23 protein-coding genes are annotated in these 26074 nt (G+C 68.0%); 14 read left to right on the top strand and 9 right to left on the bottom strand.

Features of this window, described 5'->3' with window-relative positions:
* Nucleotides 1-18 precede the first annotated feature (18 nt).
* A complete protein-coding gene (locus AC1RLU_RS03355; RefSeq protein ID WP_492793856.1) occupies nucleotides 19-1065 on the top strand; it encodes an acyltransferase family protein in 1047 nt (348 codons plus the stop codon).
* A gap of 12 nt (nucleotides 1066-1077) precedes the next feature.
* On the opposite strand, the gene AC1RLU_RS03360 is transcribed toward AC1RLU_RS03355, so the two are convergent.
* On the bottom strand, nucleotides 1078-1416 hold the full coding sequence (locus AC1RLU_RS03360; protein WP_492793858.1) for a hypothetical protein: 339 nt from the start codon (nucleotides 1414-1416) through the stop codon (nucleotides 1078-1080).
* Nucleotides 1417-1721: 305 nt separating this feature from the next.
* Here AC1RLU_RS03360 and AC1RLU_RS03365 point away from each other — a divergent pair, with 305 nt between their 5' ends.
* Nucleotides 1722-3533, top strand: coding sequence for an ABC-F family ATP-binding cassette domain-containing protein (locus AC1RLU_RS03365; protein WP_492794315.1), 1812 nt, complete (start codon nucleotides 1722-1724; stop codon nucleotides 3531-3533).
* A gap of 103 nt (nucleotides 3534-3636) precedes the next feature.
* Nucleotides 3637-4383, top strand: coding sequence for an SDR family oxidoreductase (locus tag AC1RLU_RS03370; RefSeq protein WP_061970261.1), 747 nt, complete (start codon nucleotides 3637-3639; stop codon nucleotides 4381-4383).
* Between the two features lie 172 nt (nucleotides 4384-4555).
* On the opposite strand, the gene AC1RLU_RS03375 is transcribed toward AC1RLU_RS03370, so the two are convergent.
* Nucleotides 4556-5446, bottom strand: a complete 891-nt coding sequence (locus AC1RLU_RS03375) for a metallophosphoesterase family protein (RefSeq protein WP_492794317.1) — start codon at nucleotides 5444-5446, stop codon at nucleotides 4556-4558.
* A 332-nt stretch (nucleotides 5447-5778) separates the two neighbouring features.
* Here AC1RLU_RS03375 and AC1RLU_RS03380 point away from each other — a divergent pair, with 332 nt between their 5' ends.
* Nucleotides 5779-6288 (top strand): NUDIX domain-containing protein, encoded by a 510-nt coding sequence (locus AC1RLU_RS03380; RefSeq protein ID WP_492793860.1) that lies wholly within the window; start codon nucleotides 5779-5781, stop codon nucleotides 6286-6288.
* An 18-nt stretch (nucleotides 6289-6306) separates the two neighbouring features.
* Here the strand turns inward: AC1RLU_RS03380 and AC1RLU_RS03385 are convergent, their stop codons facing one another.
* A complete protein-coding gene (locus AC1RLU_RS03385) occupies nucleotides 6307-7845 on the bottom strand; it encodes an argininosuccinate lyase (RefSeq protein ID WP_492793862.1) in 1539 nt (512 codons plus the stop codon).
* Between the two features lie 328 nt (nucleotides 7846-8173).
* Here AC1RLU_RS03385 and AC1RLU_RS03390 point away from each other — a divergent pair, with 328 nt between their 5' ends.
* Nucleotides 8174-8689, top strand: a complete 516-nt coding sequence (locus tag AC1RLU_RS03390; protein WP_061969535.1) for a GNAT family N-acetyltransferase — start codon at nucleotides 8174-8176, stop codon at nucleotides 8687-8689.
* Here AC1RLU_RS03390 and AC1RLU_RS03395 read toward each other — a convergent pair.
* Genes AC1RLU_RS03395 through AC1RLU_RS03410 form a run of 4 tightly spaced genes read right to left on the bottom strand, consistent with a single transcriptional unit; the run spans nucleotide 8673 to nucleotide 15547 of the window.
* Entirely contained in the window at nucleotides 8673-10763 is a 2091-nt protein-coding gene (locus AC1RLU_RS03395; RefSeq protein WP_492793864.1) for a hypothetical protein, read from the bottom strand. The genes AC1RLU_RS03390 and AC1RLU_RS03395 overlap by 17 nt on opposite strands.
* A gap of 2 nt (nucleotides 10764-10765) precedes the next feature.
* The gene (locus AC1RLU_RS03400) at nucleotides 10766-13591 is read right to left on the bottom strand and encodes a DUF4159 domain-containing protein (RefSeq protein WP_492793866.1); all 2826 of its coding nucleotides are present in this window, start codon (nucleotides 13589-13591) and stop codon (nucleotides 10766-10768) included.
* 11 nt (nucleotides 13592-13602) lie between these two features.
* Nucleotides 13603-14520 (bottom strand): DUF58 domain-containing protein, encoded by a 918-nt coding sequence (locus AC1RLU_RS03405; RefSeq protein WP_492793868.1) that lies wholly within the window; start codon nucleotides 14518-14520, stop codon nucleotides 13603-13605.
* A 4-nt stretch (nucleotides 14521-14524) separates the two neighbouring features.
* Nucleotides 14525-15547, bottom strand: coding sequence for an AAA family ATPase (locus tag AC1RLU_RS03410; RefSeq protein ID WP_244511926.1), 1023 nt, complete (start codon nucleotides 15545-15547; stop codon nucleotides 14525-14527).
* 192 nt (nucleotides 15548-15739) lie between these two features.
* On the opposite strand from AC1RLU_RS03410, the gene AC1RLU_RS03415 reads away from it, so the two are divergent.
* The 4 genes from AC1RLU_RS03415 to AC1RLU_RS03430 are packed head-to-tail and all read left to right on the top strand — an operon-like array spanning nucleotide 15740 to nucleotide 18513.
* Complete coding sequence (locus AC1RLU_RS03415; RefSeq protein ID WP_492793870.1) at nucleotides 15740-16327, top strand: DUF1285 domain-containing protein; 588 nt, start codon at nucleotides 15740-15742, stop codon at nucleotides 16325-16327.
* Complete coding sequence (locus tag AC1RLU_RS03420) at nucleotides 16321-16980, top strand: CoA pyrophosphatase (RefSeq protein WP_492793872.1); 660 nt, start codon at nucleotides 16321-16323, stop codon at nucleotides 16978-16980. The genes AC1RLU_RS03415 and AC1RLU_RS03420 overlap by 7 nt, the downstream gene beginning before the upstream one ends.
* A 43-nt stretch (nucleotides 16981-17023) precedes the next feature.
* Nucleotides 17024-17281 (top strand): DUF6111 family protein, encoded by a 258-nt coding sequence (locus AC1RLU_RS03425; protein WP_091856648.1) that lies wholly within the window; start codon nucleotides 17024-17026, stop codon nucleotides 17279-17281.
* Nucleotides 17278-18513, top strand: coding sequence for a CCA tRNA nucleotidyltransferase (locus AC1RLU_RS03430; RefSeq protein WP_492793874.1), 1236 nt, complete (start codon nucleotides 17278-17280; stop codon nucleotides 18511-18513). The genes AC1RLU_RS03425 and AC1RLU_RS03430 overlap by 4 nt, the downstream gene beginning before the upstream one ends.
* Before the next feature lie 27 nt (nucleotides 18514-18540).
* Here AC1RLU_RS03430 and hemF read toward each other — a convergent pair whose 3' ends face one another.
* Together hemF and AC1RLU_RS03440 are read right to left on the bottom strand one after the other, a co-directional pair.
* The gene (hemF, locus tag AC1RLU_RS03435) at nucleotides 18541-19467 is read right to left on the bottom strand and encodes an oxygen-dependent coproporphyrinogen oxidase (RefSeq protein ID WP_492793876.1); all 927 of its coding nucleotides are present in this window, start codon (nucleotides 19465-19467) and stop codon (nucleotides 18541-18543) included.
* Nucleotides 19445-19942, bottom strand: a complete 498-nt coding sequence (locus AC1RLU_RS03440) for a tRNA (cytidine(34)-2'-O)-methyltransferase (protein ID WP_492793878.1) — start codon at nucleotides 19940-19942, stop codon at nucleotides 19445-19447. The genes hemF and AC1RLU_RS03440 overlap by 23 nt, the downstream gene beginning before the upstream one ends.
* A 111-nt stretch (nucleotides 19943-20053) precedes the next feature.
* Between AC1RLU_RS03440 and AC1RLU_RS03445 the strand changes: the two genes are divergently transcribed.
* The 5 genes from AC1RLU_RS03445 to AC1RLU_RS03465 all read left to right on the top strand — a co-directional run bounded on the left by AC1RLU_RS03445 (nucleotide 20054) and on the right by AC1RLU_RS03465 (nucleotide 26053).
* Complete coding sequence (locus AC1RLU_RS03445) at nucleotides 20054-21919, top strand: ABC transporter ATP-binding protein (RefSeq protein WP_061969519.1); 1866 nt, start codon at nucleotides 20054-20056, stop codon at nucleotides 21917-21919.
* Nucleotides 21920-22111: 192 nt separating this feature from the next.
* Nucleotides 22112-22660: a ubiquinol-cytochrome c reductase iron-sulfur subunit gene (gene petA, locus AC1RLU_RS03450; RefSeq protein ID WP_280140790.1), complete on the top strand. Its 549-nt coding sequence runs from the start codon at nucleotides 22112-22114 to the stop codon at nucleotides 22658-22660.
* Between the two features lie 53 nt (nucleotides 22661-22713).
* Complete coding sequence (locus AC1RLU_RS03455; RefSeq protein WP_061969516.1) at nucleotides 22714-23994, top strand: cytochrome b; 1281 nt, start codon at nucleotides 22714-22716, stop codon at nucleotides 23992-23994.
* Nucleotides 23995-24001: 7 nt separating this feature from the next.
* Nucleotides 24002-24883, top strand: coding sequence for a cytochrome c1 (locus tag AC1RLU_RS03460; RefSeq protein ID WP_492793879.1), 882 nt, complete (start codon nucleotides 24002-24004; stop codon nucleotides 24881-24883).
* A 291-nt stretch (nucleotides 24884-25174) separates the two neighbouring features.
* Nucleotides 25175-26053 carry an S-methyl-5'-thioadenosine phosphorylase gene (locus AC1RLU_RS03465; protein WP_492793880.1) on the top strand — a complete coding sequence of 293 codons (879 nt, stop codon included), beginning with the start codon at nucleotides 25175-25177 and terminating at the stop codon, nucleotides 26051-26053.
* The last annotated feature ends 21 nt before the right edge of the window (nucleotides 26054-26074 follow it).

Raw genomic sequence — 26074 nt, forward strand, 5'->3', positions numbered from 1 at the left:
CACGTCGCATAGGTCCGCGTGCAGCCCATCCATTCGATCCAGGTTCTGCGCGCGCTCGCGGCCTTCATGGTCGCGATCCACCATGTCCAGCCGGATGCCGCCGTGGTGGCCGCGCGCGCGGGCCTGAGCTTCACGCGCAGCGATCTCCTGCCCTGGATGTCGGGCGTCGACATCTTCTTCGTCGTCTCCGGCTTCATCATGGTCCATGCCTCGCAGGACCTGTTCGGTCGCGACGGCGCCTCGCGCCTGTTCCTGAAGCGCCGGCTGGCGCGGATCGTGCCGCTCTACTGGGCGGTGACGACGCTGTTCCTGCTGGTCGGGCTCGCGGTTCCCGCTGTGCTCAATTCCGGCGTGCCGAACCTCCAGCAGATCATCGGCTCCTACCTGTTCTGGCCGGTGGTCTCGACCCAAGGCTTCGTCCAGCCGGTCTATTCGCTGGGCTGGACGCTTAACTACGAGATGCTGTTCTACGCCCTGTTCGCCACCGGCCTGCTGCTGCCGCGGCGCTGGACCTTGCCGGCCATCACGCTCGCTCTGACGCTTTTGGTCGCAGCCGAGAGCCTGGGCGGGCCGCTGGCGCTGCCTCTCGGCTTCTGGGGGCAGCCGATCGTGCTCGAATTCGCGGCGGGGATGGGGATTGCAGTCCTCCGGCAAAAAGGCTTGCGATTGCACGGGGCGTTGCGCATCGCCGTTGCGATAGCCGGTGCCGCATTATTGGTCGCGGCTGCCCATATTCCCGGCGCGGACGGACCCTGGAGCAGCGTGTTGTGGCGCGGAGGGGCAGCTGTCCTGCTGATGCTCGCCGCCGGCTGCGGCCGCGAGGGGATCGTACCGCTGCGGCCGGTGAAGGCCTTGGCCGCGGTCGGGGACGCCTCCTATGCGCTCTATCTCGTCCACCCCTTCGTGATCCGGGGGATGCGCGAGGTTGTGCTGCGGCTCGGTTTGCATTCACCGACGCTCTATATCGCGCTGGCGCTCGCCGGCTCCGTGATCGCGGCGCTGCTGCTCTATCGCTTCTTCGAGAGGCCGGCGACGCGACTGGCCCGGCGCTGGCTTGGAAGTTGAGGCGACTGAGCCTCAGCTCAGCTTCATGCCCTTCAAGGACTGGCCGACCACACCGCCATCCTTGCGGCGCTGGGCTCGCTTCGACTTGATCGTCGCGACATGCTCGGGCTGCGGGAAATAGCCGCGCTCCATGACCTCCAGCGAATATTCCTCATAGGTGAGGCCGAGTGCCGAGGCCTTCTCCTCGCGCCTGAGCGCGATCTCGCGCGGCTTCTTCCAGGCCTTGCGATGGGCGAAGCGCCAGTCGAAATAGCGGCCGATAGTGCCGGAGCCGGTGGCAGCGCGGCGCTTGCGCTCCTTCAGCGGCGGGCCGCCATTATGGCCGATCCCGATCGGGCGTTCGCTGGGCATCGCTCTTGTGCTCATCAGGGCTCGATCCCGATCACGATAAGGGGCGGATCGGAGCTGGCAAGGGCTGTGCCATCGCACTCGACCGCATGGCTTTGAGCTACACGCTTGTCATTCCGGGGCACGCCACAGGCGTGAACCCGGAACCCACGACTGGGTGAAACATAATCCACCTCGTTGCCGCCGGCTCACGCGGTCGTGGGTTCCGGGTTCTTCGCTGCGCGAAGCCCCGGAATGACAAAGGTGGTTCCCTCCGGGCGTGACAGCGGAGCAGTGGCGGTCTATCCCGCAGGCCGAACACAGGACGGATCATGGCCCCCTTGCTGCATTTGCGCGACGTCGCGCTCACCTTCGGCGGACAGCCGCTGCTCGAAGCCGCTGAGATCGCGGTCTCGGCCGGCGAGCGCGTATGCCTGGTCGGCCGCAACGGCTCGGGCAAGTCGACGCTGCTGAAGATCGCTGCGGGGATCGTCGATCCGGACCATGCCGAGCGCTTCGTCCAGCCGGGCTCTACGATCCGCTATCTGCCGCAGGAGCCGGACTTCACCGGCTTCGACACGGCGCTCGCCTATGTCGAGGCGGGGCTCGGACCGGGCGACGACGCCTATCGTGCGCAATATCTGCTGACCGAACTCGGCCTGACCGGGCAGGAGAACCCGGCCTCGATGTCGGGCGGCGAGGGGCGTCGCGCGGCGCTGGCGCGGGTGCTGGCGCCGGAGCCGGACATCCTGCTGCTGGACGAGCCGACCAACCATCTCGACCTGCCCGTCATCGAATGGCTGGAGCAGGAGTTGAAATCACTGCGCTCGGCGATGGTGCTGATCAGCCACGACCGGCGCTTCCTGACCTCGCTGTCGCGGGCGACGATCTGGCTCGACCGCGGCGTGACCAAGCGCGCCGAGAGGGGGTTCGGCGAGTTCGAGGCCTGGCGCGACGAGGTTCTGGCGCAGGAGGAACTCGACCGCCACAAGCTCGACCGCAAGATCGCCCGCGAGGAGGACTGGCTGCGCTACGGCGTCAGTGCCCGGCGCACCCGCAACCAGCGCCGGCTCGGCGAGCTGCATGCGTTGCGCGACCAGCGCCGCACGGCCCGCGCCGCGCAGGGCAATGTCCGGCTGGAGGCGAGCGAGGCGCAGGCTTCCGGCAAGCTCGTCATCGAGGCGATCGACGTCAGCAAGGCCTATGGCGACAACGCCATCGTCAAAAGCCTGTCGCTCCGGGTGGCGCGCGGCGATCGGATCGGCATCGTCGGGCCGAACGGCGCCGGCAAGACCACGCTGATCAACCTGCTGACCGGTGCGCTCAAGCCCGATTCCGGCAAGGTGAAGCTCGGCACGGCGCTGGAGATGGTGACGCTCGACCAGCGGCGCGAAAGCCTCAACCCGGAAACGCCGCTCGGCGACGTATTGACCGGTGGCGGCTCGGATCAGGTCATGGTCGGCGGCCAGCCGCGCCATGTCATCTCCTATATGAAGGACTTCCTGTTCCAGCCGATCCAGCGCGGCACGCCGGTCGGCGCTCTCTCGGGCGGGGAGCGCGGGCGCTTGATGCTGGCGCGCGCGCTGGCCAAGCCCTCGAACCTGCTGGTGCTGGACGAGCCGACCAACGATCTCGATCTCGAGACGCTCGACCTGCTGCAGGAACTGCTCGCCGACTACCAGGGCACGGTGCTGCTGGTCAGCCACGATCGCGACTTCATCGACCGGGTCGTCTCGTCCGTGCTGATCTCGGATGGCGATGGCGTCTGGACCGAGTTCGCCGGCGGCTATTCCGACATGCTGGCGCAGCGTGGGCGCGGTGTCGGGGCCAGGGCAAGGCTGGTAGAGAAGGCGGCGCCCGCAGCTCCCAAGGCTGCTGCGTCATCGCCGGCTGCATCTGCCTCCAGGCGCAAGCTCTCCTTCAACGAGAAGCATGCGCTGGAGACGCTGCCGAAGAAGATCGAGGCGCTGCAGGCCGAAGCCGCGAAGCTCAATACGGCGGTGGCCGGCGATCTCTACGCGCGCGATCCGAAGCTCTTCACCAAAGCGACGGCGCGGCTCGAAGAGGTCGCGCGCGAGATCGGCGAGGCCGAGGAGCGCTGGCTGGAGCTGGAGATGCTGCGCGAGGAGATCGGGGCTTAAGGCCCCGCCATCCCATTTTCGCACCTGCCTGCGCGCGAAAGCGCATTTACCGCCGCGCTCAATCGTTTCAAACATCATGGCAACAAGACCGCAGGGAATGACCATGAGACTCAAGGGCAAGACGGCGCTGGTGACCGGCGCGGCGCAGGGGTTCGGCTTCGGCATTGCCGAGACCTTCGTGCGCGAGGGCGCGCGCGTCGCGGTGCTCGACATCAACGGCGACAAGGCCAAGGAGGCCGCCAGGGCGATCGGCCGCAAGGCTTTCGCCGTGACCTGCGATGTCGGCAAGGCCAAGAGCGTCGACAAGGCGGTCGAGAAGATCCTCGCCAAGGTCGGGCGGCTCGACATCGTCGTGAACAATGCCGGCACCACCCATCGCAACAAGCCGATGACCGAGGTGACCGAGGAGGAGTTCGACCGGATCTTCGCGGTGAACGTGAAGTCGATCTATCTGATGGCGCGTGCGACCGTGCCGCATTTCCGGCAGCATGGCGGTGGCGTGATCCTGAATATCGGCTCGACGGCCGGTGTCCGCCCACGCCCGGGCCTGACCTGGTACAATGGCTCGAAGGGCGCCGCGAACCTGATCTCGCAGTCGATGGCGGTCGAGCTGGCGCCGGACAAGATCCGCGTCAACGCCATCGCGCCCGTCGCCGGCGAGACGCCGCTTCTCGCCACCTTCATGGGCGAGGATACGCCGGAGCGACGTGCGCAGTTCACGGCCTCGATCCCGTGGGGCCGGTTCTCGACGCCGCAGGACATCGCCAACGCCGCGCTGTTCCTGTGCTCGGACGAGGCCGACATGGTGACGGGTTCGGTGCTGGCGGTCGACGGCGGCCGCTGCGTCTGAGAGCCCTGTCTTCCCGTGCGCGCTGCGGCGCGCCGTGCCGCTGCGCAGACACGGGACCGTTCTCAGAAATGGGCACCCTGTCGAGCGCGCGACGATGGGAGTTTTCATCGTCGCGCGGTCCCGTGTCTGCGCCGCAGCGTTGCACGCTGCAGCGCGCACGGGATGACGCCTGTCAGGCCGCCTTCGTCAGAGCGATTTCCTGGCGAAGGATGACGGTGCCGTCCGGTTCGAAGCCGCGCTGTTCCAGCGTGATCCGCGGCTCCCTGGCGTCGCCCTCGATGCGGAAGAGATGCCAGGTTCCGAGCTCGCCGTGGCCGCGCGGGCCGATCGAGGCCGAGGGCACGCCGATGATCGGCACGTCGCGATCGGCGCCCGGCCGCCAGGCCAGCGAGAAGCTGTGGTTATGGCCGTGCAGGACGAGATCGGCGCCCTTGCGCTTCAGCATCGCCTCGAAGGCGGCGGCATCGACCAGCTCGCGACCACGCTTGGCGCCGCCGACATAGGGCGGGTGATGGATCAGCACGACGCGGATGAGGTCTTCGTCGCGGGCGCGGTCCAGAAGCGCTGCGGTGCGGGCGATCTGCTCGCTGCCGACGCGGCCGGTCGCCATCAGCGGCAGGGTCGGAACGCCGCTGTTGACGCCGATCAGGGCGATCGGTCCGCGGCGGCGATACCAGGGATAGCCCGCCTTGCCCTCGTCATCGGCGATCCAGGGCGCGAGCAGGCCGGCCAAGGGCTTCAGCGATGAGCGGGCATAGGCATCGTGATTACCGGGCACGAAGCTGACGGTCTGGCGCGGGCCGAGCGTGTCGAGGAAGGCGATCGCGGTCTTGAACTCGTCGGGCAGGCCGATATGGGCCACGTCGCCGGTGCAGGCGATGTGATCGGGCGCCTGCGCGTGGATATCGGCGACGATCCGCGCCAGGATATCCATGTCATGGGCGTGCCGGCGCTTGCGACGCCAGTTGACGTAACCGGTCGCGCGCTTGCCGAAGAGCTGATGCAGCGAAAACCCGGCGAGCGGGCCGAGATGCGGGTCGGACAGATGCGCGAGCTTGAACACGCTCAAGCGCTTGCCCCCGCAGGAGGCCATCAGTCAAGCGCGCCGACGGCGCGCCTGGACTGCGGAAGGGCCCGAAAGCCTCAGTTGGCGGCGCCGGTCAGTTCCGACACGATGCGGGAATCGGTCAGCGTGATGGCGGGCTTCCAGACATAGGCCGGCTTGGCCTTGAGGCGGGCGATGATGAAAGAGAGAAGCATGATTTCGGTGTCCTGATGTTGCAGTGCGATATCTGCCTCATTTGGGGCGCGTTTGTGGCGGAACAACTGAGCTGGTTGACGGTCCGTCATGCAGTTTTTGCATAGACAATTAACTCAGCCTTGAGAATCGATCGGATGCAATCAGAGACGCCCGAGCTCACCGCCGATCCGGACAGGCCGCGAACACTCGCGCAGCACCTGCTGACCCGCCTGCTGCATGTCTATTTCCGCTTCGCGCGCGGCGTAACCTTCGGCGTGCGCGGCGTCGTGCTGAACGATCGTGGCGAGGTCTTCCTGATCCGCCACACCTATGTGCCCGGCTGGCATTTCCCGGGCGGCGGGGTCGAGGTCGGCGAGACGGCGGAATTGTCGCTGGAGCGCGAATTGTCGGAGGAGGCAGGCATCGCCTCGACCGAGCGGCCGGTCCTGCACGGGTTGTTCTTCAACCGCAGGATTTCGCGGCGCGACCATGTTGCCGTCTATGTGCTCCGCCGGTTCCGGGTCGAGCGCGTCAAGCAGCCTGATCGCGAGATCGCGGAAGCCGGCTTCTTCCCGCTGGACCGGCTGCCGAACGGTACGACGCCGGCAACGCGGCGGCGGCTGGCGGAGATCATCTCCGGGCAGCCGCCTGCGATCGAATGGTGAGCCTGGCTGCCCGACCGTTCAGTTCGCGCTTTTCGCCAGCGTGCCGAAATCGGCGTCGAGCTTGGCCAGGCCCGCTACGATCTTCGCGCGCCGATCCTTGATCCAGGCATCCTGCCTGTCGATGCGTTGCTTCGCCTCGGCGAGCATCCGGTCCATCTCGGCCGGCTGCGGGCCGCCCGATGTGGCGCGGTTCCTGATGATCGCGACGGGGTCGAGCGTCGCGCGGAACTCGGCCTCGCTCATCGGCAATTCGGCTGCGGCGAGCCCCATCTCGGTCGCCGCCTTGCGGTAGATCGCCTGCGCCTGGGCATAGGGAAACTCGGTCGGTTTGATGTTGTTGAGCTTGGCGTAGTCCACGACCTCCGATGCGAAATGATGTCCGGCGCGGAAGGGCAGCTTGTATTTCCGCATCAGCATATCGGCGAGTTCCTGGGAGGCGGTCCAGTCGCTGTTGAGCTCTTCGAGCGCGCGTTCCGGGTCGATGGCGAGCGCCTTCAGGATGCGGTCGAGCCCCTGCAGGGCCTTGGTCGCGCTGTCGGTCATGGCGCTGTTGACCTTGGCACCCTTTGCGTCAGGCATGCCGGGCGGGATGTTATGTGCCCTGAACACAGGTCCCATCGCCAGCGAGAGCGCGGTCGAAGCGTCCTCGCGGGTGCCGTTCAGCAGGCCCGGATTGCGCTTCTGCGGCATGGCGCTGGAGACATAGGTATTGCCGCCGCCCGTCGTGCCGCCGCCCTCGCGCAGCAGGATCCAGGGCCGTGCCTGGGCATATTGCGTCATCACGTCCTCGATGAAGCCGCCGACATGCAGCGCAATGCCGGTGACGATGCCGCCGACCTCCACGGGCAGGTCGGCAGCCGCGATCTGCGAGGCGTCATAGGCGTTCTCGACAAGGCCGGCGAAGCCGAGATAGTCAGCCATGCGCTGGCGATCGAGCGGCCAGCTCGTGCCGTTGAGCACGGTCGTACCCATCGGCGAAAGGTCGACGCGGGCATAGGTTTCGCGGATGCGCTGTGCGTCGCGGTCGAGGCCGGCGGCGAGGCCCAGAAGATAATGGCCATAGCTGTTGGGCTGGGCGGCGACGCCGTTGGTGTAGTTGGGCACGACGGTGTCGCGATGCGTCGCCGCGAGATCGACCATGGTCCGTGTCGCCCGGTTGAGCTGGTCGGCCAGCGTCAAGAGCCGGTCGCGCATGATCGCGGCGCGGTAGGTCGCATGCATGTCCTGACTGGAACGCCCGGCATGGATCAGCGTGACCTCGACCCCGGCTTCCTTGATCATCAAGGGCTCGAAGGTGATGACGGTCGAGGGGCGCTTGGCGCCGGGCTGGCCGCCGGCTTCGATCACTTTGGCGATGCCTTTCGCCAGCTTCGGCGCCAGCGACCGATCGAGCAGGCCCTGCTCCGAATTGATGACCGTGCTCGCCTTGTTGATCTCGCCGAGCCAGAAGAACTCGTCCCGGACGGGTTCTTTCGGTGGTGCCGCCTGCTGGGCGTGGGCGGGCAGGGAGATCGCCGTCAGAAGGAGGGCGGCGGCGAGCGGTTTCAATCCGGACATCGATTCCTCCGTTCCGAAAGGCGATAGCGCTCTCGGTGTCTGTGGTCCTGTTCCCCCACCTGAAACTGGAGTTGAGACCAAAGCGGCGGGGCCGGCAAGCCATCGCAGGACCGGCGCAAAGCGGGGGCTGTCTGGCCGCGCATCAGATTCTTCCGAAAAGTGGATTCCCCTTTTCGGCCCGATGCTGTAGAGGCGCTTTCATGATGATCCGGCTGAGCCTGCGAGACCTGCGACGACCGGCGCGCTGAATGCGCCCTCCCGGTCATGCGCCCGCACGCGCCTGCCCTTAGCTCAGCCGATCCGCCTCCCGCGCTACACGTCGATCATCATGACATCCCTGCCTCTGACCATCCGCCACGAACTCCCCGTGGACGCCGCCGCGATCGAGCGCCTGCATGAGCGCGCCTTCGGCCCCGGCCGCTTCGCCCGCACCGCCTTTCGCCTGCGCGAGGGCGTGCCGCCCGAGCCGGCCCTGTCCTTCGCCAGCCATGTCGGCACCTTCCTGGTCGGTTCGGTGAAGGTGACGGCGGTCCTCGCCGGCGGTCATAAGGCGCTGATGCTCGGGCCGCTGACCGTCGATCCGGCCTTCGAGGGTCGGGGGATCGGTGCAGCCTTGATGAACCGCTCGATCGAGGCCGCGCGCGAGGCCGGTCACGACCTGATCCTGCTGATCGGTGACGCGCCCTATTACGCGCGCTTCGGCTTCAAGGTCCTGCCGCCCGGCCAATTCGTACTGCCGGGGCCGGCCGATCCGGCGCGCTTCCTGGCTCTGGAGCTGGTCGAGGGTGTGCTGAAGCAGCGCAGCGGAGCGGTGACCTCGATCCGCTTCAGCCCTGACGCCTGAGGCGCCTGCCGCTCTCGCCAAGCCAGCCGGCGACGAGGGCGCCGAACAGCACGGCAAGGCCGAGCAGGCCGATGAAGAGCGGCGAGATGCGCACGCCGCGCACGATGCCGGAATCGCTGATCCTCAGGCCGATCCAGTCATTGCCGGCGAACTGGCTGCCGGAGCGCACCGGCACGATGCGCGGCAGGTTGACGGCCGCGCCGCTCTCGCGGCCGATGCGGCGCGAGGAGCCGCCGGTCGCCTGCGCCAATTGCTGGAGCGCGGTGGGGTCGCTGACCACTTCCATCAACTCGCGCGGGTTCTCCGGTCCGACGCTGGCGAAGGCGGTGAGGTTGTCTGCCGTCAATCTGTAGAGCCCGAGATCGCTGGTCGGGATGCGGGCGGTGAACAGGCCGGGGCGGCCGGGCTCCAGTGTCACCGTGCGCGACTGGCCGTCGGGGCCGGTGATGGTGACGGGCGAGGGGGTGTCGCGCAGCGTCTGGCGCTCGACCTCGACGGTGGCGCCGCGCACCGTGGCGCGCAAGGCCTCCTCCTCCAGCTCCGGCTCCTTCATCAGCCAGTGGCTGAGGCGGCGCAGCAGGTCGAGATAGGGACCGCCATCGCGGAAGCCCCGCGCCCAGAGCCAGGCATGGTCGGAGAGGAAGAGCGCGACGCGGCCCTTCTGCTCGCGTGCCAGCATCAGTAGCGGCCGCTCGCCCGGGCCGGTCATGACGGGGGCGGTGCCGGCCCGTGCCTGGGCGCCGACCATGCGCAGCCACTCGCCCCAGCGCGGCGGCGAGACCTCGGAACCCGGCAGGTCGCGGGTCACGGGGTGGCGCTTGCCGGGTTCGCTGACCTCTGCACGATAGGCCTCGTCGATGACGCTGCCATCGGGCAGAGCCGGCAGGATCTGGCCGAGCGGCGTGCGCGCCAGCGTCTGCGAGCCTGCATATTCAGGCCCGGCCGCGACGAGCAGCGCGCCGCCGTCGCGGACATAGCGGACGATGTTCTCGAAATAGAGCAGCGGCAGGATCGACTGGTTGGCGTAGCGGTCGAAGATGATCAGGTCGAATTCCTTGATCTTGACCTGGAACAGCTCGCGCGTCGGGAAGGCGATCAGCGAGAGCTCGTTGATCGGCGTGCCGTCCTGCTTCTCCGGCGGGCGCAGGATGGTGAAATGGACGAGGTCGACATTGGCGTCGGCCTTGAGGAGGTTGCGCCAGGTGCGCTCGCCCGGATGCGGCTCGCCCGAGACCAAGAGCACCCGCAGCTTGTCGCGCACGCCCTCGATGGTGATGACCGCGCGGTTGTTCGCCAGCGTCAGTTCGTTGTCGATCGCTTGCGCCTCGATCTCGACGACGTTCGGCCCGCCGCGATCGATGCGGACGGGGACCTGCACGGTCTGGCCGGTCGCGACCTCGCGGCGGGCGATGATCTCGCCGTCGCGGCGGATGGTGAGGCCGGCGCGGCCGGGGCCACCCTTGTCGACGACGCGCAGCCGGATGATCTGGTCCTTGCCGACAATGCCGAAGCGCGGCGAATCGACCAGCACGATGCGGCGGTCGATCTCGGCATTGCGGCCGGTGGTCAGGACATGCAGCGGCGCGCGCAGGCCGAGCACCTCGGCATTGGGCGGGGCATCGTGGGCGAGGCCGTCGGTGATCGCGATCGCGCCCGCGACGCGCTCCGAAGGCACATCGGCGAGGCTCGACGACAGCGCCTCGAACAGGCGGGTGCCGTCGTTCGTGCCTTGCGCGTCGCGCAGCTCGACGATCCGCGGCTCGACATTGGGAACGCCGCGCAACTGCCGCTCGATCTCGGCTACGGCGGCATCGGTCTGGGCCGCGCGGTCGGCAAGACGGTTGGAGGCGGAACGGTCGACCACGACGGCGACGACGTCCTTGACCGGCTCGCGATCCTCGAAGACCAGCGAGGGGTCGGCCAGTGCCGCCGTCAGCACGACAAGGGCGAGCGCGCGCAGGATGGCGCTGCGGCCGGCCAGCACGATGGCTGCGCCGGCAGCCAGAGCCGCAAGTACGGCGAGGCCGATCAAGAGCGGCAGGGGCACCATCGGGGCGAGGGAGACGCTCCACATGGCTATTGCCCCAGCCTTTCCAGCAGGGCCGGGACATGGACCTGATCGGCCTTGTAGTTGCCGGTGAGCGCGTACATGACGAGGTTGATGCCGCCGCGCAGTGCCATCTCGCGCTGGCGCGGATCACCGCCGGAGAGCGGCACCAGCCCTTCGCCGCGGCGGTCGATCGCCCAAGCGGCGGCGAGGTCGTTGGCGGTGATGACGATCGGCGAGACATTGTCGCCGGCCCGCGCCGGGCGGCGCCCGTCGCTATCGGCGGGCGGCAGGGTCTCGACCCAGGTCGTGCCGGTGTCGTAGCGGCCGACGAGCTCGTCGAGGATGTAGAAGGTCTTGGTCAGGACGTGGTCGCGCGGCAGCGGCTCCAGCTCGGGGATATCGAGCGTCTGCAGCATGCGCTTGAGCTGGTCGCCCTCGGGCGTGGTGCCGCCGCCGGGGCGGGCGCTCATGGCGTCGCGGGTGTCGAAGATCACGAGGCCGCCGCCCTTCATATAGGCTTCGAGCTTGCGCAAGGTCTCTGCCGTGGGGAGCGGGCGGCCTGCGACGATCGGCCAGTAGAGCACCGGGAAGAAGGCGAGTTCGTCGCGCTCGACGCTGACACCGACGGGATCGCCCGGCTCCAGCGCCGTACGGGCGCCGAGCACGGTGTTGAGACCGGTCAGGCCAGCCTTCGACATGTCGTCAACGGGTTTGTCGCCGGTGACGACATAGGCGAGCCGCGTCTGTGCGCCATTGGCAAGCAGGGCACGCGGGATCGGCGGGCGGGTATCGGCCTGCGCATTCGGTGCGGGTTGCTGGGCTCGTGCGGAATCGGGCGCAAGCGCGAAGGCGGCCGCGAGCGCGATGAGGATGGCGGCGGGCGCGGCGGCCCTGCGCAGGCGAGCGACGTTGAGACGGCCGCCGAGCCAGAGCGTCGCCAGCGTGTCGATGACGAGCAGCAGCAGCGCGAGAATCAGCATCGGCGGGCGGATGTCGCGCGCGACTGGCTCGTCGATCGGCAGCACGGCGACGCCGAGGCTGGCGAGGTCCAGCGCCGCGAGCGTGTCGGTCGGCGTCAGCGCATTGACTGCGAGCGAGCCGTCGGTCGGGCCGTAGAGGCCGGGCGGATGGGCGAGCGTGGCGCGGCCGGCATAGTTGCGCGCCACCGGCTGGGCGGTCGCCGGCGCCGCGCGGAACTGGCCGATGCCGTCGAGCACGCGGGTCGGGGACAGGGTCTCGACCTTGGTCTCGTCGCCTTGCGTTTCGACGGTGGGGCCGTTGCCGGCGAGGTTGACGATCTTGCGGAGCATGTCGACGAAGAGGCCTGAGAGCGGAAGGTTCGACCAGGTGGTGTCGGCGGTGACATGAACCATGGCGATGAGACCGTCGCCGCGCCGTTCGGCGGTGACGACCGGCGTGCCATCCTCCAGCGCGGCCCAGGTCTTGCGCGACAGGTTCGGTTCCGGCTCGGCCAGGATCTGGCGGCTGACGCGGATGTCGTCGCTGATCGTTAGACCGAAGAACGGGCTTTCGCGGGTGAAGGGTGCGAGCTTGCGCGGGCTTTCCCAGGACAGGCCGCCGCCGAGCGTGCGTCCGCCGCGGCGCAGCCGCACCGGCGTCAATTCGTCGGAAGCGGCGGCGAGGCGCGCGCCGGCGAAGCGCAGCAGCACGCCGCCGCGCTCGACGAAGCTCGTCACCTTCTCGGCGGTCTCGCGATCGAGCGCGCCGATATCGGCGAGGACCAGGACCGAGAGATTCTGCGCCAGCATTTCGCCGATCGGGTCGGTCGAGCCCTGCCGGGGTTCGCGGATCTCGGCGAAGGGCTGGAGCGCGCGGGAGAGATAATAGGTCGGAGACAGCAAGGGCTGCGCCGTGTCGGCGGTCGCACCGGAGACGAGGCCGATGCGGCGGCGCTTGGCGCGGTCGTCCAGCAGTGCAACCGCGCCGGCACTGCGCTCGCCGATGATCTCCAGTCGCGAAACGGCGTTGCGCACCTCGATCGGCAGGGTGAGCCGGGCGGTCGTCTCCAGATTGCTGCCTTCGAAGATGAAGGGCGCGTTGCCGAGCGGCAGGCCCTTGAGATCGAGCGCGCGGACCTGGCCCGTCGCCGGGGCGCTGGCGACGGGACGCAGCACCTTGACGGTCAGGGCACCGGCGAGGTTCTCGGGGGCGGCGAGGGCAAGCTGCGCGGGCGGAGCGGCGTGGATCGCGAGGCGGCGTGCTTCGGCATCCTGCTTCAGCCGGGCGAGGAAGCTGCCGTCGTCGGAGACGCCGAGCCCATCGGCGACCCAGACGATCTCGGCGGTGGGCGCGCTCTGCAGGAAGGCCTCGATGCGCGGGAGATATGCGGCGCGGTCCGGAGCGTGCGGCTGGAGCGGGAGGGCCCGCAAACGGTCGAGCGCGATGCGGGGCTCGGCCAGCGCGATGGCGGCGGGAGCTTCTGCGAGGCCGACCACGGCGACCGGGCGGCCTTCGCGGGTGGCGGCGGCGATGCGCGATTCGGCGACCGCGACGCGCTCCGGCCAATCGGTCGCGGCGCCGAAGCCGTTATCGATCAGGAGCAGGACCGGGCCGCGCGAGGGCGCCGCATCCCGCACCGGATTCCAGACCGGGCCGGCGACGGCGAGAATGGCGAGCGCGGCGACCGCCATGCGCAGCGCCAGCAGCCACCAGGGCGTATGGGCCGGCGTCTCACGCTTGGCGATCAGGTCCGCCATGATCTTCAGTGGCGGGAAATCGATGCGGCGCGGTCGCGGCGGCGTGACGCGCAGGATCAACCAGAGCGCCGGCAGTAACGCGAGCGCCGCGAGAGCGAGCGGGGCGGAGAAACTGAAGGGCAGGGCGCTGAGCATCGGCGATCCCCTCAGAAGCCCGAGGCGCTGCGCGAGGCGGCAATGAGGCTCGCGATGCGCAGCACCGCTTCGCTGGCCGGACGGTCGGTGCGATGCAGCGTCAGGGTCCAGCCGGCCCTGCGGCAGGCCTCGGCGATCGCCTCGCGATGGGCGGCGAGGCGCTGGCGGTATTCATCGCCCCAGGCGCCGGCATCGCCGACGCGCAGGGTCAGCCCGTCCTCAAGGTCGAAGAGTTCGGCCTGGCCGCTGAAGGGGAAGGTTTCCTCGATCGGATCGGCGATCAGCAGGACATGGCCGCGCGCGCCCGATGACGCGAGCGTGGCGATCCGCTGGGTCAGTGCCGAGGCGGGCGACAGCCCGTCGGTGATGATGATCGCGTCCGCCAGCCGGGGCAGGGGCGCTTCCGGCGGAATATCCGAGGGGGTGTTGCGCTCGTCCGCGATGACGGCCTGCGCCAGCAGCTCGACGATGCGACGGGAGGCCAGCGCCCGCGTCAATCCGATATGGCCGACGCGCTCGCCGCCCTCGACCATCGTTTCGGCCAGCGCGAAGCCTGCGACCAGCGCGCGGTCGAGCTTCGAGGCCATGGCGAGCGAGGAGGCGAAGCCCATCGAGGGGGAGCGGTCGATCCAGAGCCAGATCGAATGCGAGGCTTCCCATTCGCGCTCGCGGACGAAGAGATGGCCGTCACGGGCGGAGCGGCGCCAGTCGATGCGCGAGGCCGATTCGCCGGCGACCAGCGGGCGGTACTGCCAGAAGGTCTCGCCCGGACCGGCGCGGCGCCTTCCATGGATGCCATGGATGCTGGCCGAGACGCGGCGCGCCTCCAGGATCAGGCGCGGCAGGCGCGCGGCGAGGTCGAGCGCATCCGTGAGGACCGGCCGCGATGGCCGCCTTTCGCTCGGACCCAGGACGCGCGTGCGCAGCATCGGCTTATCCCAGCCGTTCCACGAGCTTGCCGATCAAGCCTTCGACGGTCTCGCCATCGGCGCGGGCGGCGAAGGTCAGCGCGACGCGGTGCTTCAGGACGGGGATGGCGAGCGCCGCGACATCGTCGACGGAGGGGGCGAGCCGGCCTTCGACGAGGGCACGGGCACGCACCGCCAATGTCAGCGACTGGCTGGCGCGGGGGCCCGGGCCCCAGGAGAGCTTGTCGGTGACCGAGGCCTCGCCCTCGCCGGGGCGGGCGGAGCGGACGAGGTCGAGGATCGCATCGACGATCGCCTCGCCGACCGGCAGGCGCCGGACGAGGCGCTGGATCGACATCAGCGTCTCCGCCGTCATCGCCGCGGCGGGCTTGTATTCGGCGGCGCCGGTGGTCTCCAGCAGGATGCGCCGCTCGGCCTCGCGGTCGGGATAGCCGACATCGATCTCAAGCAGGAAGCGGTCGAGCTGGGCCTCGGGCAGCGGATAGGTGCCTTCCTGCTCGATCGGGTTCTGTGTCGCCAGCACATGGAAGGGCGCCGGCAGGTCATAGCGCTCGCCGGCGACCGTGACATGGTGCTCCTGCATCGCCTGCAGCAGGGCGGACTGCGTGCGCGGCGAGGCGCGGTTGATCTCGTCCGCCATCAGGAGCTGGGCGAAGACCGGGCCCTTGATGAAGCGGAAATGGCGCTTGCCGTCGCTCGATTCGTCGAGCACCTCGGAGCCGAGGATGTCGGACGGCATCAGGTCCGGCGTGAACTGGACGCGCCGGGCTGCGAGGCCGAGCACGGTGCCCATCGCCTCGACGAGCTTGGTCTTGGCGAGGCCGGGCACGCCGACGAGCAGGCCGTGCCCGCCCGAAAGCAGCGTCACCAGCGAGAGATCGACGACCTTCTGCTGGCCGAAGATGACCTGGCCGATCTCCTTGCGCGCTGCGCCGATGGCGCCGAGTGCCGCTTCCGCCGCCTCGACGATGCCTGTGTCGAGGTCGATCGGCGAGGTGCTCTCGTTTGCCCGGGCTTGCGCCGCCATGTCGGTCTCCTTCACCTTCGTCGCGAGGGCGCAGGCGCCCGGCGTCATCATCCAGGGAGTGTGGACGGGCCATCCTGCCGGCTCAAGCGCCGAATGGAACGGTACACATCATCCGGCTTCACGATTATGTGGAGTTCAAGGCGGAAACGCGATGCAGCCACGATGCCGCAGCCGGGGAGCAGAGAGATCGAGATGACGGGACCGGGCCAGGCGATGGAGCGGTTGATGGCTTCGCTCGGCGGTGGCAAGGCGCGCGGCCTGCCGCCGGTGGAGCGCTGGGACCCGCCTTTCTGCGGCGATCTCGACATGCGCATCGCCGCGGACGGCACCTGGTTCTACATGGGCACGCCGATCGGCCGGCCGGCGCTGGTGAAGCTGTTCTCCTCGGTGTTGAAGCGCGAGGGCGACGATTACTTTCTCGTGACCCCGGTCGAGAAGGTCGGGATCACGGTCGATGACGCGCCGTTCCAGGCTGTCGAGATGCAGGTCGATGGCGAGGGCGATGGCCGGACGATCGCGTTCCGCACGCAGGTCGACGATCTCGTCGGGGTGGGGTCGGACCACGCCTTGCGTTTCGCGCGGGCTGCGCAGGACGGGTTGAAGCCCTATGTCCATGTCCGGCGGGGCCTCTGGGCCCGGCTGACGCGGGCGCTGACCTATGACCTGCTGGCGCTCGGCGAGATCAGGGAGGTCGGGGGCACGGCGATGTTCGGGATCGCCACCGCGGGTCAGTTTTATCCGGCACTGCCGGCGAGCGAGATCGAGGATATCGGGTGCTGAACACAATCGAGTCTGCCCTCAACCTCAGTGCCGAGGGCTTCGCGACCTTGGCGCGCGAGCGGCTGAGGGCCGAGCCGCCAGCGTTGGGGGATGTGATCAGCCGGCCGCGCGGCGACCATGAGAATCAACCCTCGCCGGTGCCGATCCCCGACGAGAAGCGGGCCGTGCCGGCTGCCGTGCTGATCGGCATCGTGCCGCGCCCCGAGGGGCCGACCGTGTTGCTGACGCAGCGTGCCGCGGCGCTCCGCAACCATTCGGCACAGGTCGCCTTTCCCGGCGGGCGCGTCGATGCCGTCGATGGCTCGCCGGTCGTCACGGCCCTGCGCGAGACCGAGGAGGAGATCGGCCTGTCGCGCTCGCATATCCGCACGCTCGGCTTCCTCGACGCCTATCTGACAGGCACCGGCTACCGGATCGTGCCGGTGGTCGCGCTGGTCGAGCCGCCCTTCTCGCTGACGATCAACCATAACGAGGTCGACGAGGCCTTCGAGACGCCACTCTCCTTCCTGCTCGACCCTGCAAACCACAAGCGCGAGGGCCGGGAATGGAAGGGGCATTTCCGCACCTACTATGCGATGCCGTTCCAGGATCGCTATATCTGGGGGGCGACCGCCGGCATGATCCGCAACCTCTACGAGCGGCTGGCCGGATAAGACTGTACTGCGCGGAGGACGCGCCGAGGAAACGACGAAGCCGATGCTGCGCGCGATCATCGAAGAGGTTCTGCTCTTCGTCCTGCCTTTCTGCATTTTCGCAGGCTATCTCGTCATCAACAGGCGCAATCCCTTCGATGTCGAGCACTGGAGCCCACATGTCTTTCGCCTGGCGGTCGTGGGCTTCGTGCTGGCGATCGCCGTGCTGATCTATGGTGGCTTCATCGCGCCGCGCAGCGAGGGCGCCTACGAGCCGCCGCATATGGAGAACGGGGTTCTGGTGCCCGGCCGCTTCAAATGAGCGGGGATCGCGCCGGCGAGATCGCGCGCTTCCTGATGCAGCCGGCGCTGGCGCGGTTGCTGCTGGCGCTCGATGGAGACGGCGAGGAGACGCGCGTCGTTGGCGGTGCGGTGCGCAACCTCCTCATCGGCGAACCGGCAAGCGATATCGATCTCGCGACGACCGCCTTGCCGGACGAGACGATACGGCGTGGACGAGCGGCAGGCTTCAAGGCGGTGCCGACCGGGATCGAGCACGGCACGGTGACGCTCGTCACCGAGGGCGCGAGCTTCGAGGTGACGACGCTCCGGCGCGATGTCGAGACGGATGGGCGCCGCGCCAAGGTCGTGTTCGGCCGCGATTTCGCAGCCGATGCGCTCAGGCGCGATTTCACCATCAATGCGCTCGGGCTTGGCCGGGACGGCCGGTTGCATGACTATTGCGGCGGGCTCGACGATCTCGCCGGGCGGCGCGTGCGCTTCATCGGAGAGGCGGATGCCCGCATCCGGGAGGATTACCTGCGCATCCTGCGCTTCTTCCGCTTCCATGCCCGCTATGGAGCGGGAGAGCCCGATGCGGAGGGACTGCGTGCCTGCATCGCCGGCCGCGAGGGGCTTGCGGGATTGTCGCGCGAGCGGGTTCGGGCTGAGCTGCTGAAGCTCCTCGTTGCGCCTGGCGTCGTCGCGACCATCCAGGCGATGGCCGGCGCCGGGCTGCTGATGCCGGTGATCGGTGGCGTGCCACATCTCTCGCGCTTCGCCGCAGTCGCGGAGGATGACGGCGCCGACGTCTATCCGGCGTTTCGGCTGGCGGCACTATCGGTTGCAGTGGGCGAGGATGCGTTGCGCCTGCGCGACCGGTTGCGGCTTTCGAACGAGGAGTTCGACCGGATCGAGCGCCTTGCGCGAGCGCTGGAAGGCCTGGGTGGACGGGCAAATCTTCCCAGCATTGCCAAGTTGCGCCACGTCGCGCATGGCGCGGGGGACGCCGCCGCGGCTGCCGCGCTCGTTCTGTTGAATGTTTCCGCGGGGAGCGAAGACCGGAACGGCGTGCAGTGCCTCATCGGCGAACTCGGCCGGACGCCGCGCTTCGAGCCGACGGGCAAGGATGTCATCGGGCTCGGCATCTCGCCCGGGCCGCGTGTCGGACAGGCGCTTGCGACGGCCCGGCAGAGCTGGATCGAGGCCGGCTGCCCGACCGGGGCGGACAAGCAGATGGAGTTCGTCAAGACGGCCCTGGCCGCTGCCCGCTAGCGCGGGCTGCACCAGGAAGCTCTGCCCTCAGGGCCAGCGCACCGTCGGCGGCATGGAGGACAGGATCGACGCGACGTTGCCGCCGGTCTTCAGCCCGAAGATCGTGCCGCGGTCATAGAGCAGGTTGAATTCGACATAGCGTCCGCGCCGCACCTGCTGCTCGTGCCGCTCGGCCTCACTCCAGGGCTTGCCGATATTGCGGCGCAGGATGTTCGGGTAGCTGTCGAGGAAAGCCTCGCCGACGGCCCTTGTGAAGGCGAAATCGGCTTCGACGTCGCCTGTCCAGATGTAGTCGTAGAAGATGCCGCCGATGCCGCGCGGCTCGTTGCGGTGCTTCAGGAAGAAATACTCGTCGCACCAGCTCTTGAAGCGCGGATAGTCCGCCACGGCCGGAAACTCCTCGCAGGGTGCACGCATCGCGGCGTGGAAAGCCTGCGTATCCGGATCGCTCTGGTTGCGCCGCGCCTCCAGCACCGGCGTCAGGTCGGCGCCGCCGCCGAACCAGGGCTTGGTGGTGACGACGAGCCGCGTGTTCATGTGCACGGTCGGCGCATGCGGGTTCCAGGGATGGGCGATCAGCGAAATCCCCGTGGCATGGAAGCGCGGGTCCTCCGAAGCGCCAGGAATCTGCGCTGCAAAATCGGGGTGGAAGCTGCCATGTACGGTCGAGACGTGGACGCCGACCTTCTCGAAGACGCGGCCCTTCATGATCGACATGACGCCGCCGCCACCGGGCGCGCCGTCATGGTTGGTGCGCTGCCACGGCGTGCGGACGAAGCGCCCGGGCGCATCCGCCTCGGGCGGGAAGGGGCCGGCGGCCTCGTCCTCGACCGCTTCGAAGGCGGCGCAGATGCGATCGCGCAGGGTCTCGAACCAGGCTGCGGCGCGCGGCTTGAGCGCTTCGACCACGGCGGGATCGACGGGGAGGGATTCAGCGGGCTTCGGGGTGGTCATCATCTGTTCCATCGCGGCCCGGGAAGCCGCCAGTCTGTCGCAAGGCCTCGCCCATTACCATTGCTGCTGCCAGTGCGACATTGAGCGAGCGCAATCCCGACCGCATCGGAATGTGCAGGCTGGCCTCGGCGGCGGCATGCACTTCGGCCGTCACGCCGGTCGATTCGCGCCCGACCAGGACGATGTCACCGAGGCGGAAGGCGAAGTCGGGCAGGGCGGTCTCGCCGTCGGTCTCAGCCAGGACGAGGCGATGGCCTTGCGCCCGGCGCCAGTTCTCGAAGGCAGAGAAGGAATCATGGCGCCGGACGGCGGCGCGCTCGAGATAATCCATGCCGGAGCGGCGGAAATGTCGATCCGAGATATCGAAGGCTGCGGGCTCGACGATGTCGACGGCGATGCCGAGGCAGGCGGCCATGCGGATCATCGTGCCGGCGTTCTGCGGGATGTCCGGCTGGAAAAGGGCGAGGCGAAGCATGGCCCTGTCATGCGGTGACGCCCGGATATGCGTCAAGCAGACTGGCTATCGGCGCCGGCGAGGGCCATATGCCTCGTTTCCGTCGTTATGCCGATTCAGAGGAAGGCAGACATGTTCGCTCCGCTCTTCCGCTGGCTCGAAAGCCGAATCGACGTCTTTGCCCGCTTCGACGAGCAGGAGACGCCGCCGCGCGGCGTCTGGCCCTTCATGTGGCACCACATCAAGGGCGTGAAGGGCTGGATGGCCCTGATCATGCTCACGGGCCTGGGCTTCAGCGGCATCGAGGCGGCGATGTATCTGATGGTCGGCTGGTTCGTCGACCTGCTCTCGACGCAATCGCCGGAGACGATCTTCCGCGACCATGGCTGGCTCCTGGCCGGCGCGGCCTTCCTGCTCGTCGTCGTCCGGCCGCTGATCTATTTCGCCAACCACGCCATCGTCGACCAGGTCGTGGTGCCGCAGATCACCAACCAGATCCGCTGGCGCAACCATGTCTACACGCTCGGCCACGCGCTGGGCTACTTCCAGAACGATTTCGCCGGGCGCCTCTCCGCGCGTGTCATCCAGGCCGGGCAGGCGATCCGGGGTGCGACGATCGAGGTCATCGACGACCTCTGGTACGCGCTGGTCTTCGCCACGGTCGCGATCGGCTTCTTCGGCAAGACCAGCCCGTGGCTGGCGCTGCCGGTGATCCTGTGGCTTGCGGCCTATGTCGTGCTGCTGATCTATTTCGTGCCGCGGGCCAAGCGGCGCTCGGAGGCGAACTCGCTGGGGCGCTCGACCACGACGGGGCGCATCGTCGATTCCTATACGAACATCCTGACGGTGAAGCTGTTCGCCCGGGCCGATGCCGAGCGCTCGGCGGTGCGCGACTCGTTGTCGCGCTGGAACGCTTCCTTCCTCAATCTGTCGCGCCTGATCACCGGCGTCAGCGTCATCCTGCAGACGATGAACAGCCTGCTCGTGGTGGCCACGGCCTGGCTTGCGCTGCTGCTCTGGAGCCAGGGCGAGATGACGCCGGGCGCGGTCGCGGCCGCCATCGGGCTCGTGCTCCGGCTGGTGCAGATGTCGGGCTGGCTGATCCATCTGGTGCGCGGCATCTTCGAGAATATCGGCTCGGTGCAGGAGAGCATGGAGACGATCGCCAAGCCGCACGACCTGCCGGATGCGCCGGGCGCGGTGCCGCTGGTCGTCGACAAGGGCGCGATCAGCTTCGAGAAGATCCGCTTCAACTACGGCCGGGGGCAGGGGCTGTTCGACGGGCTCGATCTCCAGATCAAGCCGGGCGAGCGGATCGGGCTGGTCGGCCCGTCGGGTGCCGGCAAGTCGACCTTGGTGAACCTGCTGCTCCGGCTCTACCCCCTCGAAGGCGGTCGCATCCTGATCGACGGGCAGGACATCGCCCATGTCACGCAGGATAGCCTGCGAGCCCAGATCGGCATGGTGACGCAGGATAATTCGCTGCTGCACCGCTCGATCGGCGACAATATCGCCTATGGCCGCATCGGCGCGAGCGAAGCCGAAATCGCGCTCGCGGCGCAGCAGGCGGAGGCGCATGGCTTCATCCTGGGCCTCGGCGACCAGGACGGGCGCCAGGGCTTCGATTCGCGCGTCGGCGAGCGCGGCGTGAAGCTTTCGGGCGGGCAGCGCCAGCGCATCGCGATCGCCCGCGTGCTGCTCAAAGATGCGCCGATCCTGATTCTCGACGAGGCGACCTCGGCGCTCGACTCCGAGGTCGAGGCGGCGATCCAGCAGCAGCTCGCTGCCCTGATGCAGGGCAAGACCGTGATCGCGATCGCGCATCGGCTGTCGACCATCGCTGCGCTCGACCGGCTGATCGTGCTCGATGGCGGGCGGATCGCCGATATCGGCAGCCATAACGAGTTGATCGCGCGCGGCGGCCTCTATGCCCGGCTCTGGGCACGCCAATCGGGTGGCTTCCTGGCTGCGGCCGATCCGGAAAAGCTCGCCGTCTGAACGCCTTCGCCGGCGGACTGTGCGCCATGCATGGCCGAGGCGTTCGCGACAGTAGACTTCGTCCAATCTGCATGTCAAAGAGCCGAAGGTGACGCACCGCCGCATTGCGGCGGCAGCGACGCGCCCCTATGAGGGCGAGAGGCGACAATTTCGAGCTGTTACAGCTCGCAAGACGTGTAAGAGGTTTGGATCGTGGCGCACGCGACCGATACATCGACCGGAACAACCCGCCGCGATTTCCTGATGCTTGCCACCGGCGCCGCCGGCGCGGTCGGCATCGGGGCGCTCGTCGTCCCCCTGGTCAGCCAGATGGCGCCCGATGCGCAGACCGTGGCCGCCGGCGCGCCGGTCGATGTCGACCTGGCCCCCATCGCCGAAGGCCAGGCGATCAAGCTGTTCTGGCGCGGCAAGCCGATCTTCGTGCGCCATCGCACCAAGAAGGAAATCGACGAGGCGCTGGCCGTCGACGTCGCGACCCTGCGCGATCCGCAGACCGACCAGCAGCGCACCAAGGCCGGCCACGAGCAGTATCTGGTCGTCTTCGGCAACTGCACCCATCTCGGCTGCATTCCGCTGGGCACCGCGCCCGGCGAATCGAAGGGCGATTTCGACGGCTGGTTCTGCCCCTGCCACGGTTCGCACTACGATTCCTCCGGCCGCATCCGCAAGGGGCCGGCGCCGCTCAACCTGCCGGTGCCGCCTTACGCTTTCACGGCGGACACCAAGATCAAGATCGGCTGAGCGATGCGCTCGACGCTTTCCTGCCAAGATGAGACAGCCTTGAGGCATTCTTCATGAGTGGTCACAGTTCCTACGTCCCGAAGACCGGCATCGAACGCTGGCTCGATGTGCGCCTGCCGATCATCCGGCTCGCCCATGATTCGGCGGTTTCCTATCCGGTGCCGCGCAACCTGAACTATCTGTGGACCTTCGGCGGCATCCTCGCTTTCATGCTGGTGGCGCAGATCGTCACAGGCATCGTCCTGGCGATGCACTACACGGCCAATTCGATGCTCGCCTTCAATTCGGTCGAGCACATCATGCGCGACGTGAATTACGGCTGGCTCCTGCGCTACCTGCACTCCAACGGCGCCTCGATGTTCTTCATCGCCGTCTATGTGCATATCTTCCGCGGGCTTTATTATGGCTCGTACAAGGCGCCGCGCGAGCTGCTCTGGATTCTCGGCGTGGTCATCTTCCTGCTGATGATGGCGACGGCGTTCATGGGCTACGTGCTGCCCTGGGGCCAGATGTCCTTCTGGGGCGCGACCGTCATCACCAACCTGTTCTCGGCCCTGCCGGTGGTCGGCGAGACGATCGTCACCTTCCTGTGGGGCGGTTACTCGGTCGACAACCCGACGCTGAACCGCTTCTTCTCGCTGCACTACCTACTGCCGTTCATGATCTTCGGTGTCGTCGGTCTGCATATCTGGGCGCTGCACGTCGTCGGCCAGAACAACCCGACCGGCGTCGAGGTGAAGAACGTCCAGAAGGATACCGTGCCGTTCACGCCCTACGCGACCGTCAAGGACATCTTCGGCATGGTCGTGTTCATGATCCTGTTCGCCTGGTTCGTGTTCTACCAGCCGAACTTCATGGGCCATGCCGACAACTACATCCCGGCGAACCCGGCCTCGACCCCGGCGCATATCGTCCCGGAATGGTACTTCCTGCCGTTCTACGCGATCCTGCGCGCCATTCCCGACAAGCTCGGCGGCGTCATGGCGATGGGCGGGGCGATCGTGGTGCTCGCCTTCCTGCCCTGGATCGACACCTCCAAGGTCAAGTCGATGAGCTATCGGCCGATCGGGCGCCAGCTGTTCTGGGCCTTCGTCGTGGTCTGCATCGGCCTCGGCTATCTCGGCGCGATGCCGGCTGAAGGCGGCTACGTCATCGCCTCGCAGATTTTCACCGTGCTGTATTTCGGCTTCTTCGTCGCGCTCTTCGTCGTCGGCCTGTTCGAGCGGCCGAAGGCGCTGCCGACCTCGATCGCCGACTCGGTGCTCGCTTCCAAGGGTGGATCGGCGGCGCGCGTCGCGACCGCCACCGCTGCCGAACCGAACGTCAAGGGCTGACGGAACCATGAGCAGAACATCGTTTCGTCTCGCCCTGACCGGGCTTACTGCTGCCCTCTCCCTGGCGCTGTTCCAGCCGGCAGCGCAGGCGGCCGAGGCCGGCCCGAAGCCGCCGGCGCTGACCTGGTCGTTCTCGGGACCGTTCGGCAAGTTCGATCGGGCCCAGCTGCAGCGCGGCTTCAAGGTCTTCAAGGAAGTCTGCGCGAGCTGCCATGGCGCCAGCCTCGTCGCCTTCCGCAACCTGTCGCAGCCCGGCGGCCCCGAATTCACGCCCGGCCAGGTCGCCGCGCTCGCCGCGACCTACCAGGTCAAGGACGGCCCGAACGACCAGGGCGAGATGTTCGATCGCCCCGGCCGTGCGGCCGACCGCTTCCCGTCGCCGTTCCCCAACGAGCAGGCGGCCCGCGCGGCCCAGGGCGGCGCCTATCCGCCGGACTTCTCGGTGCTCGCCAAGGCGCGCACCTATACCCGCGGCTTCCCGACCTTCATCTTCGATATGTTCACGCAGTATCAGGAGCAGGGGCCGGACTACATCCATGCCCTGATGGTGGGCTACAAGGAGCCGCCGGCCGGCTTCCCCGCGCTGCTGCCCGGGCAGAACTATAACGAGTACATGCCCGGCCATCTGATCGCGATGCCCAAGCCGCTGAGCGATGGGCAGGTCGAGTATCCGAAGGGCGCGGACGGCAAGTCGCCGGTGCCGGAGACGGTCGACCAGTATGCCCGCGACGTCGCCGCCTTCATGGTCTGGATGGCGGAGCCGCATCTGGAGGCGCGCAAGCGCCTGGGCATGCAGGTGATGGCGTTCCTGACCATTTTCGCCTTCCTGCTCTACTACACCAAGAAGAAGGTGTGGTCGCGCATGCCGGACGGCTCGCCGGCTCACTGAGGCAGCTGATATCGTTTCAGAAAAGGCCCCGGCGACGGGGCCTTTTTTGTTTTGCAGCCGTCATTCTCGGACGAAGCGAAGTGTAGATCCGGGAATCTCGGGCAGGGGAGGATTCCAGAGCCTTCTTCGGGGAGAGATGCTCGGGTCAGGCCCGAGCATGACGGCGTCCGGTCCGGCCGTATTGCGACCGTCATCGAAAGGTGGTCCTTTCCGCGCCCGTATTTGTTGTCGCATCGAATCCTTCCGAAAAGTGGCTTCCGCTTTTCGGGTCGATGCTCGAGGAAATCGACCATGAGCGAAGCCGTTCTCGGAATCATCGGCGGATCGGGCATCTACGATCTGCCGGGCCTGACCGACCTGCGCGAGGAGCGCATCGAAAGCCCGTGGGGCGAACCTTCGGATGTCTTGCGGACCGGCCGGATCGGCCAGACGAAGATCGTCTTCCTCCCTCGTCACGGGCGCGGCCACGCGATCCCGCCCTCCGAGATCAACTACCGGGCCAATATCGACGTGTTGAAGCGGGCGGGGGTGACCGATCTCGTCTCGCTCTCCGCCTGCGGCTCCTACAAGGCCGAGCTCTATCCCGGCCTGTTCGTGCTGGTCGACCAGTTCGTCGACAGGACGAGCCAGCGCGAGAACTCCTTCTTCGGCCGGGGCTGTGTCGCCCATGTCTCGGTCGCCCATCCGGTCGGGCCCGCCCTGCAGGCGCGGATCGCGGCGGCGGCGCAGGCCGAGGCGCTGCCCTTCGTCCGCGGCGGGACGCTGGTCACGATGGAAGGCCCGCAATTCTCGACCTATGCGGAATCGATGACCTATCGTGGGCTCGGCTATGACCTGATCGGCATGACGGCGATGCCCGAGGCCAAGCTCGCCCGCGAAGCCGAGATCACCTATGCCACGGTCGCGATGGTGACCGACTACGATTGCTGGCACGAGTTGCACGGCGCCGTCGATGTCGCCTCGGTCATCGCCGTGCTGCACGACAATGCCGACAAGGCGCGACGCCTCGTGGCGCGGCTCGCCGCCGATTTCCCGGCGCAGCGCGAGCCGTGCCCGGCCGGCTCCCATAACGCGCTCGACAACGCCATCGTGACGGCGCCGGCCTTCCGGGATCCGGCGCTGCTGGCGAAGCTCGACGCCGTCGCCGGGCGCGTGCTCGAGGCGGCGTGATGACGGCGCCCTTGACGAAGC

The sequence above is a fragment of the Allobosea sp. GW822-FHT05A11 genome (assembly GCF_058800455.1).

What these genes read in the sequence shown, in the direction of transcription:
- AC1RLU_RS03360 (WP_492793858.1), bottom strand. Translation starts at nt 1,416, where the DNA reads ATGCCCAGCGAACGCCCGATCGGGATCGGCCATAATGGCGGCCCGCCG.
- AC1RLU_RS03370 (WP_061970261.1), top strand. Translation starts at nt 3,637, where the DNA reads ATGAGACTCAAGGGCAAGACGGCGCTGGTGACCGGCGCGGCGCAGGGG.
- AC1RLU_RS03380 (WP_492793860.1), top strand. Translation starts at nt 5,779, where the DNA reads ATGCAATCAGAGACGCCCGAGCTCACCGCCGATCCGGACAGGCCGCGA.
- AC1RLU_RS03385 (WP_492793862.1), bottom strand. Translation starts at nt 7,845, where the DNA reads ATGTCCGGATTGAAACCGCTCGCCGCCGCCCTCCTTCTGACGGCGATC.
- AC1RLU_RS03390 (WP_061969535.1), top strand. Translation starts at nt 8,174, where the DNA reads ATGACATCCCTGCCTCTGACCATCCGCCACGAACTCCCCGTGGACGCC.
- AC1RLU_RS03395 (WP_492793864.1), bottom strand. Translation starts at nt 10,763, where the DNA reads ATGTGGAGCGTCTCCCTCGCCCCGATGGTGCCCCTGCCGCTCTTGATC.
- AC1RLU_RS03400 (WP_492793866.1), bottom strand. Translation starts at nt 13,591, where the DNA reads ATGCTCAGCGCCCTGCCCTTCAGTTTCTCCGCCCCGCTCGCTCTCGCG.
- AC1RLU_RS03405 (WP_492793868.1), bottom strand. Translation starts at nt 14,520, where the DNA reads ATGCTGCGCACGCGCGTCCTGGGTCCGAGCGAAAGGCGGCCATCGCGG.
- AC1RLU_RS03410 (WP_244511926.1), bottom strand. Translation starts at nt 15,547, where the DNA reads ATGGCGGCGCAAGCCCGGGCAAACGAGAGCACCTCGCCGATCGACCTC.
- AC1RLU_RS03415 (WP_492793870.1), top strand. Translation starts at nt 15,740, where the DNA reads ATGACGGGACCGGGCCAGGCGATGGAGCGGTTGATGGCTTCGCTCGGC.
- AC1RLU_RS03425 (WP_091856648.1), top strand. Translation starts at nt 17,024, where the DNA reads ATGCTGCGCGCGATCATCGAAGAGGTTCTGCTCTTCGTCCTGCCTTTC.
- AC1RLU_RS03430 (WP_492793874.1), top strand. Translation starts at nt 17,278, where the DNA reads ATGAGCGGGGATCGCGCCGGCGAGATCGCGCGCTTCCTGATGCAGCCG.
- hemF (WP_492793876.1), bottom strand. Translation starts at nt 19,467, where the DNA reads ATGACCACCCCGAAGCCCGCTGAATCCCTCCCCGTCGATCCCGCCGTG.
- AC1RLU_RS03440 (WP_492793878.1), bottom strand. Translation starts at nt 19,942, where the DNA reads ATGCTTCGCCTCGCCCTTTTCCAGCCGGACATCCCGCAGAACGCCGGC.
- AC1RLU_RS03445 (WP_061969519.1), top strand. Translation starts at nt 20,054, where the DNA reads ATGTTCGCTCCGCTCTTCCGCTGGCTCGAAAGCCGAATCGACGTCTTT.
- AC1RLU_RS03455 (WP_061969516.1), top strand. Translation starts at nt 22,714, where the DNA reads ATGAGTGGTCACAGTTCCTACGTCCCGAAGACCGGCATCGAACGCTGG.
- AC1RLU_RS03460 (WP_492793879.1), top strand. Translation starts at nt 24,002, where the DNA reads ATGAGCAGAACATCGTTTCGTCTCGCCCTGACCGGGCTTACTGCTGCC.
- AC1RLU_RS03465 (WP_492793880.1), top strand. Translation starts at nt 25,175, where the DNA reads ATGAGCGAAGCCGTTCTCGGAATCATCGGCGGATCGGGCATCTACGAT.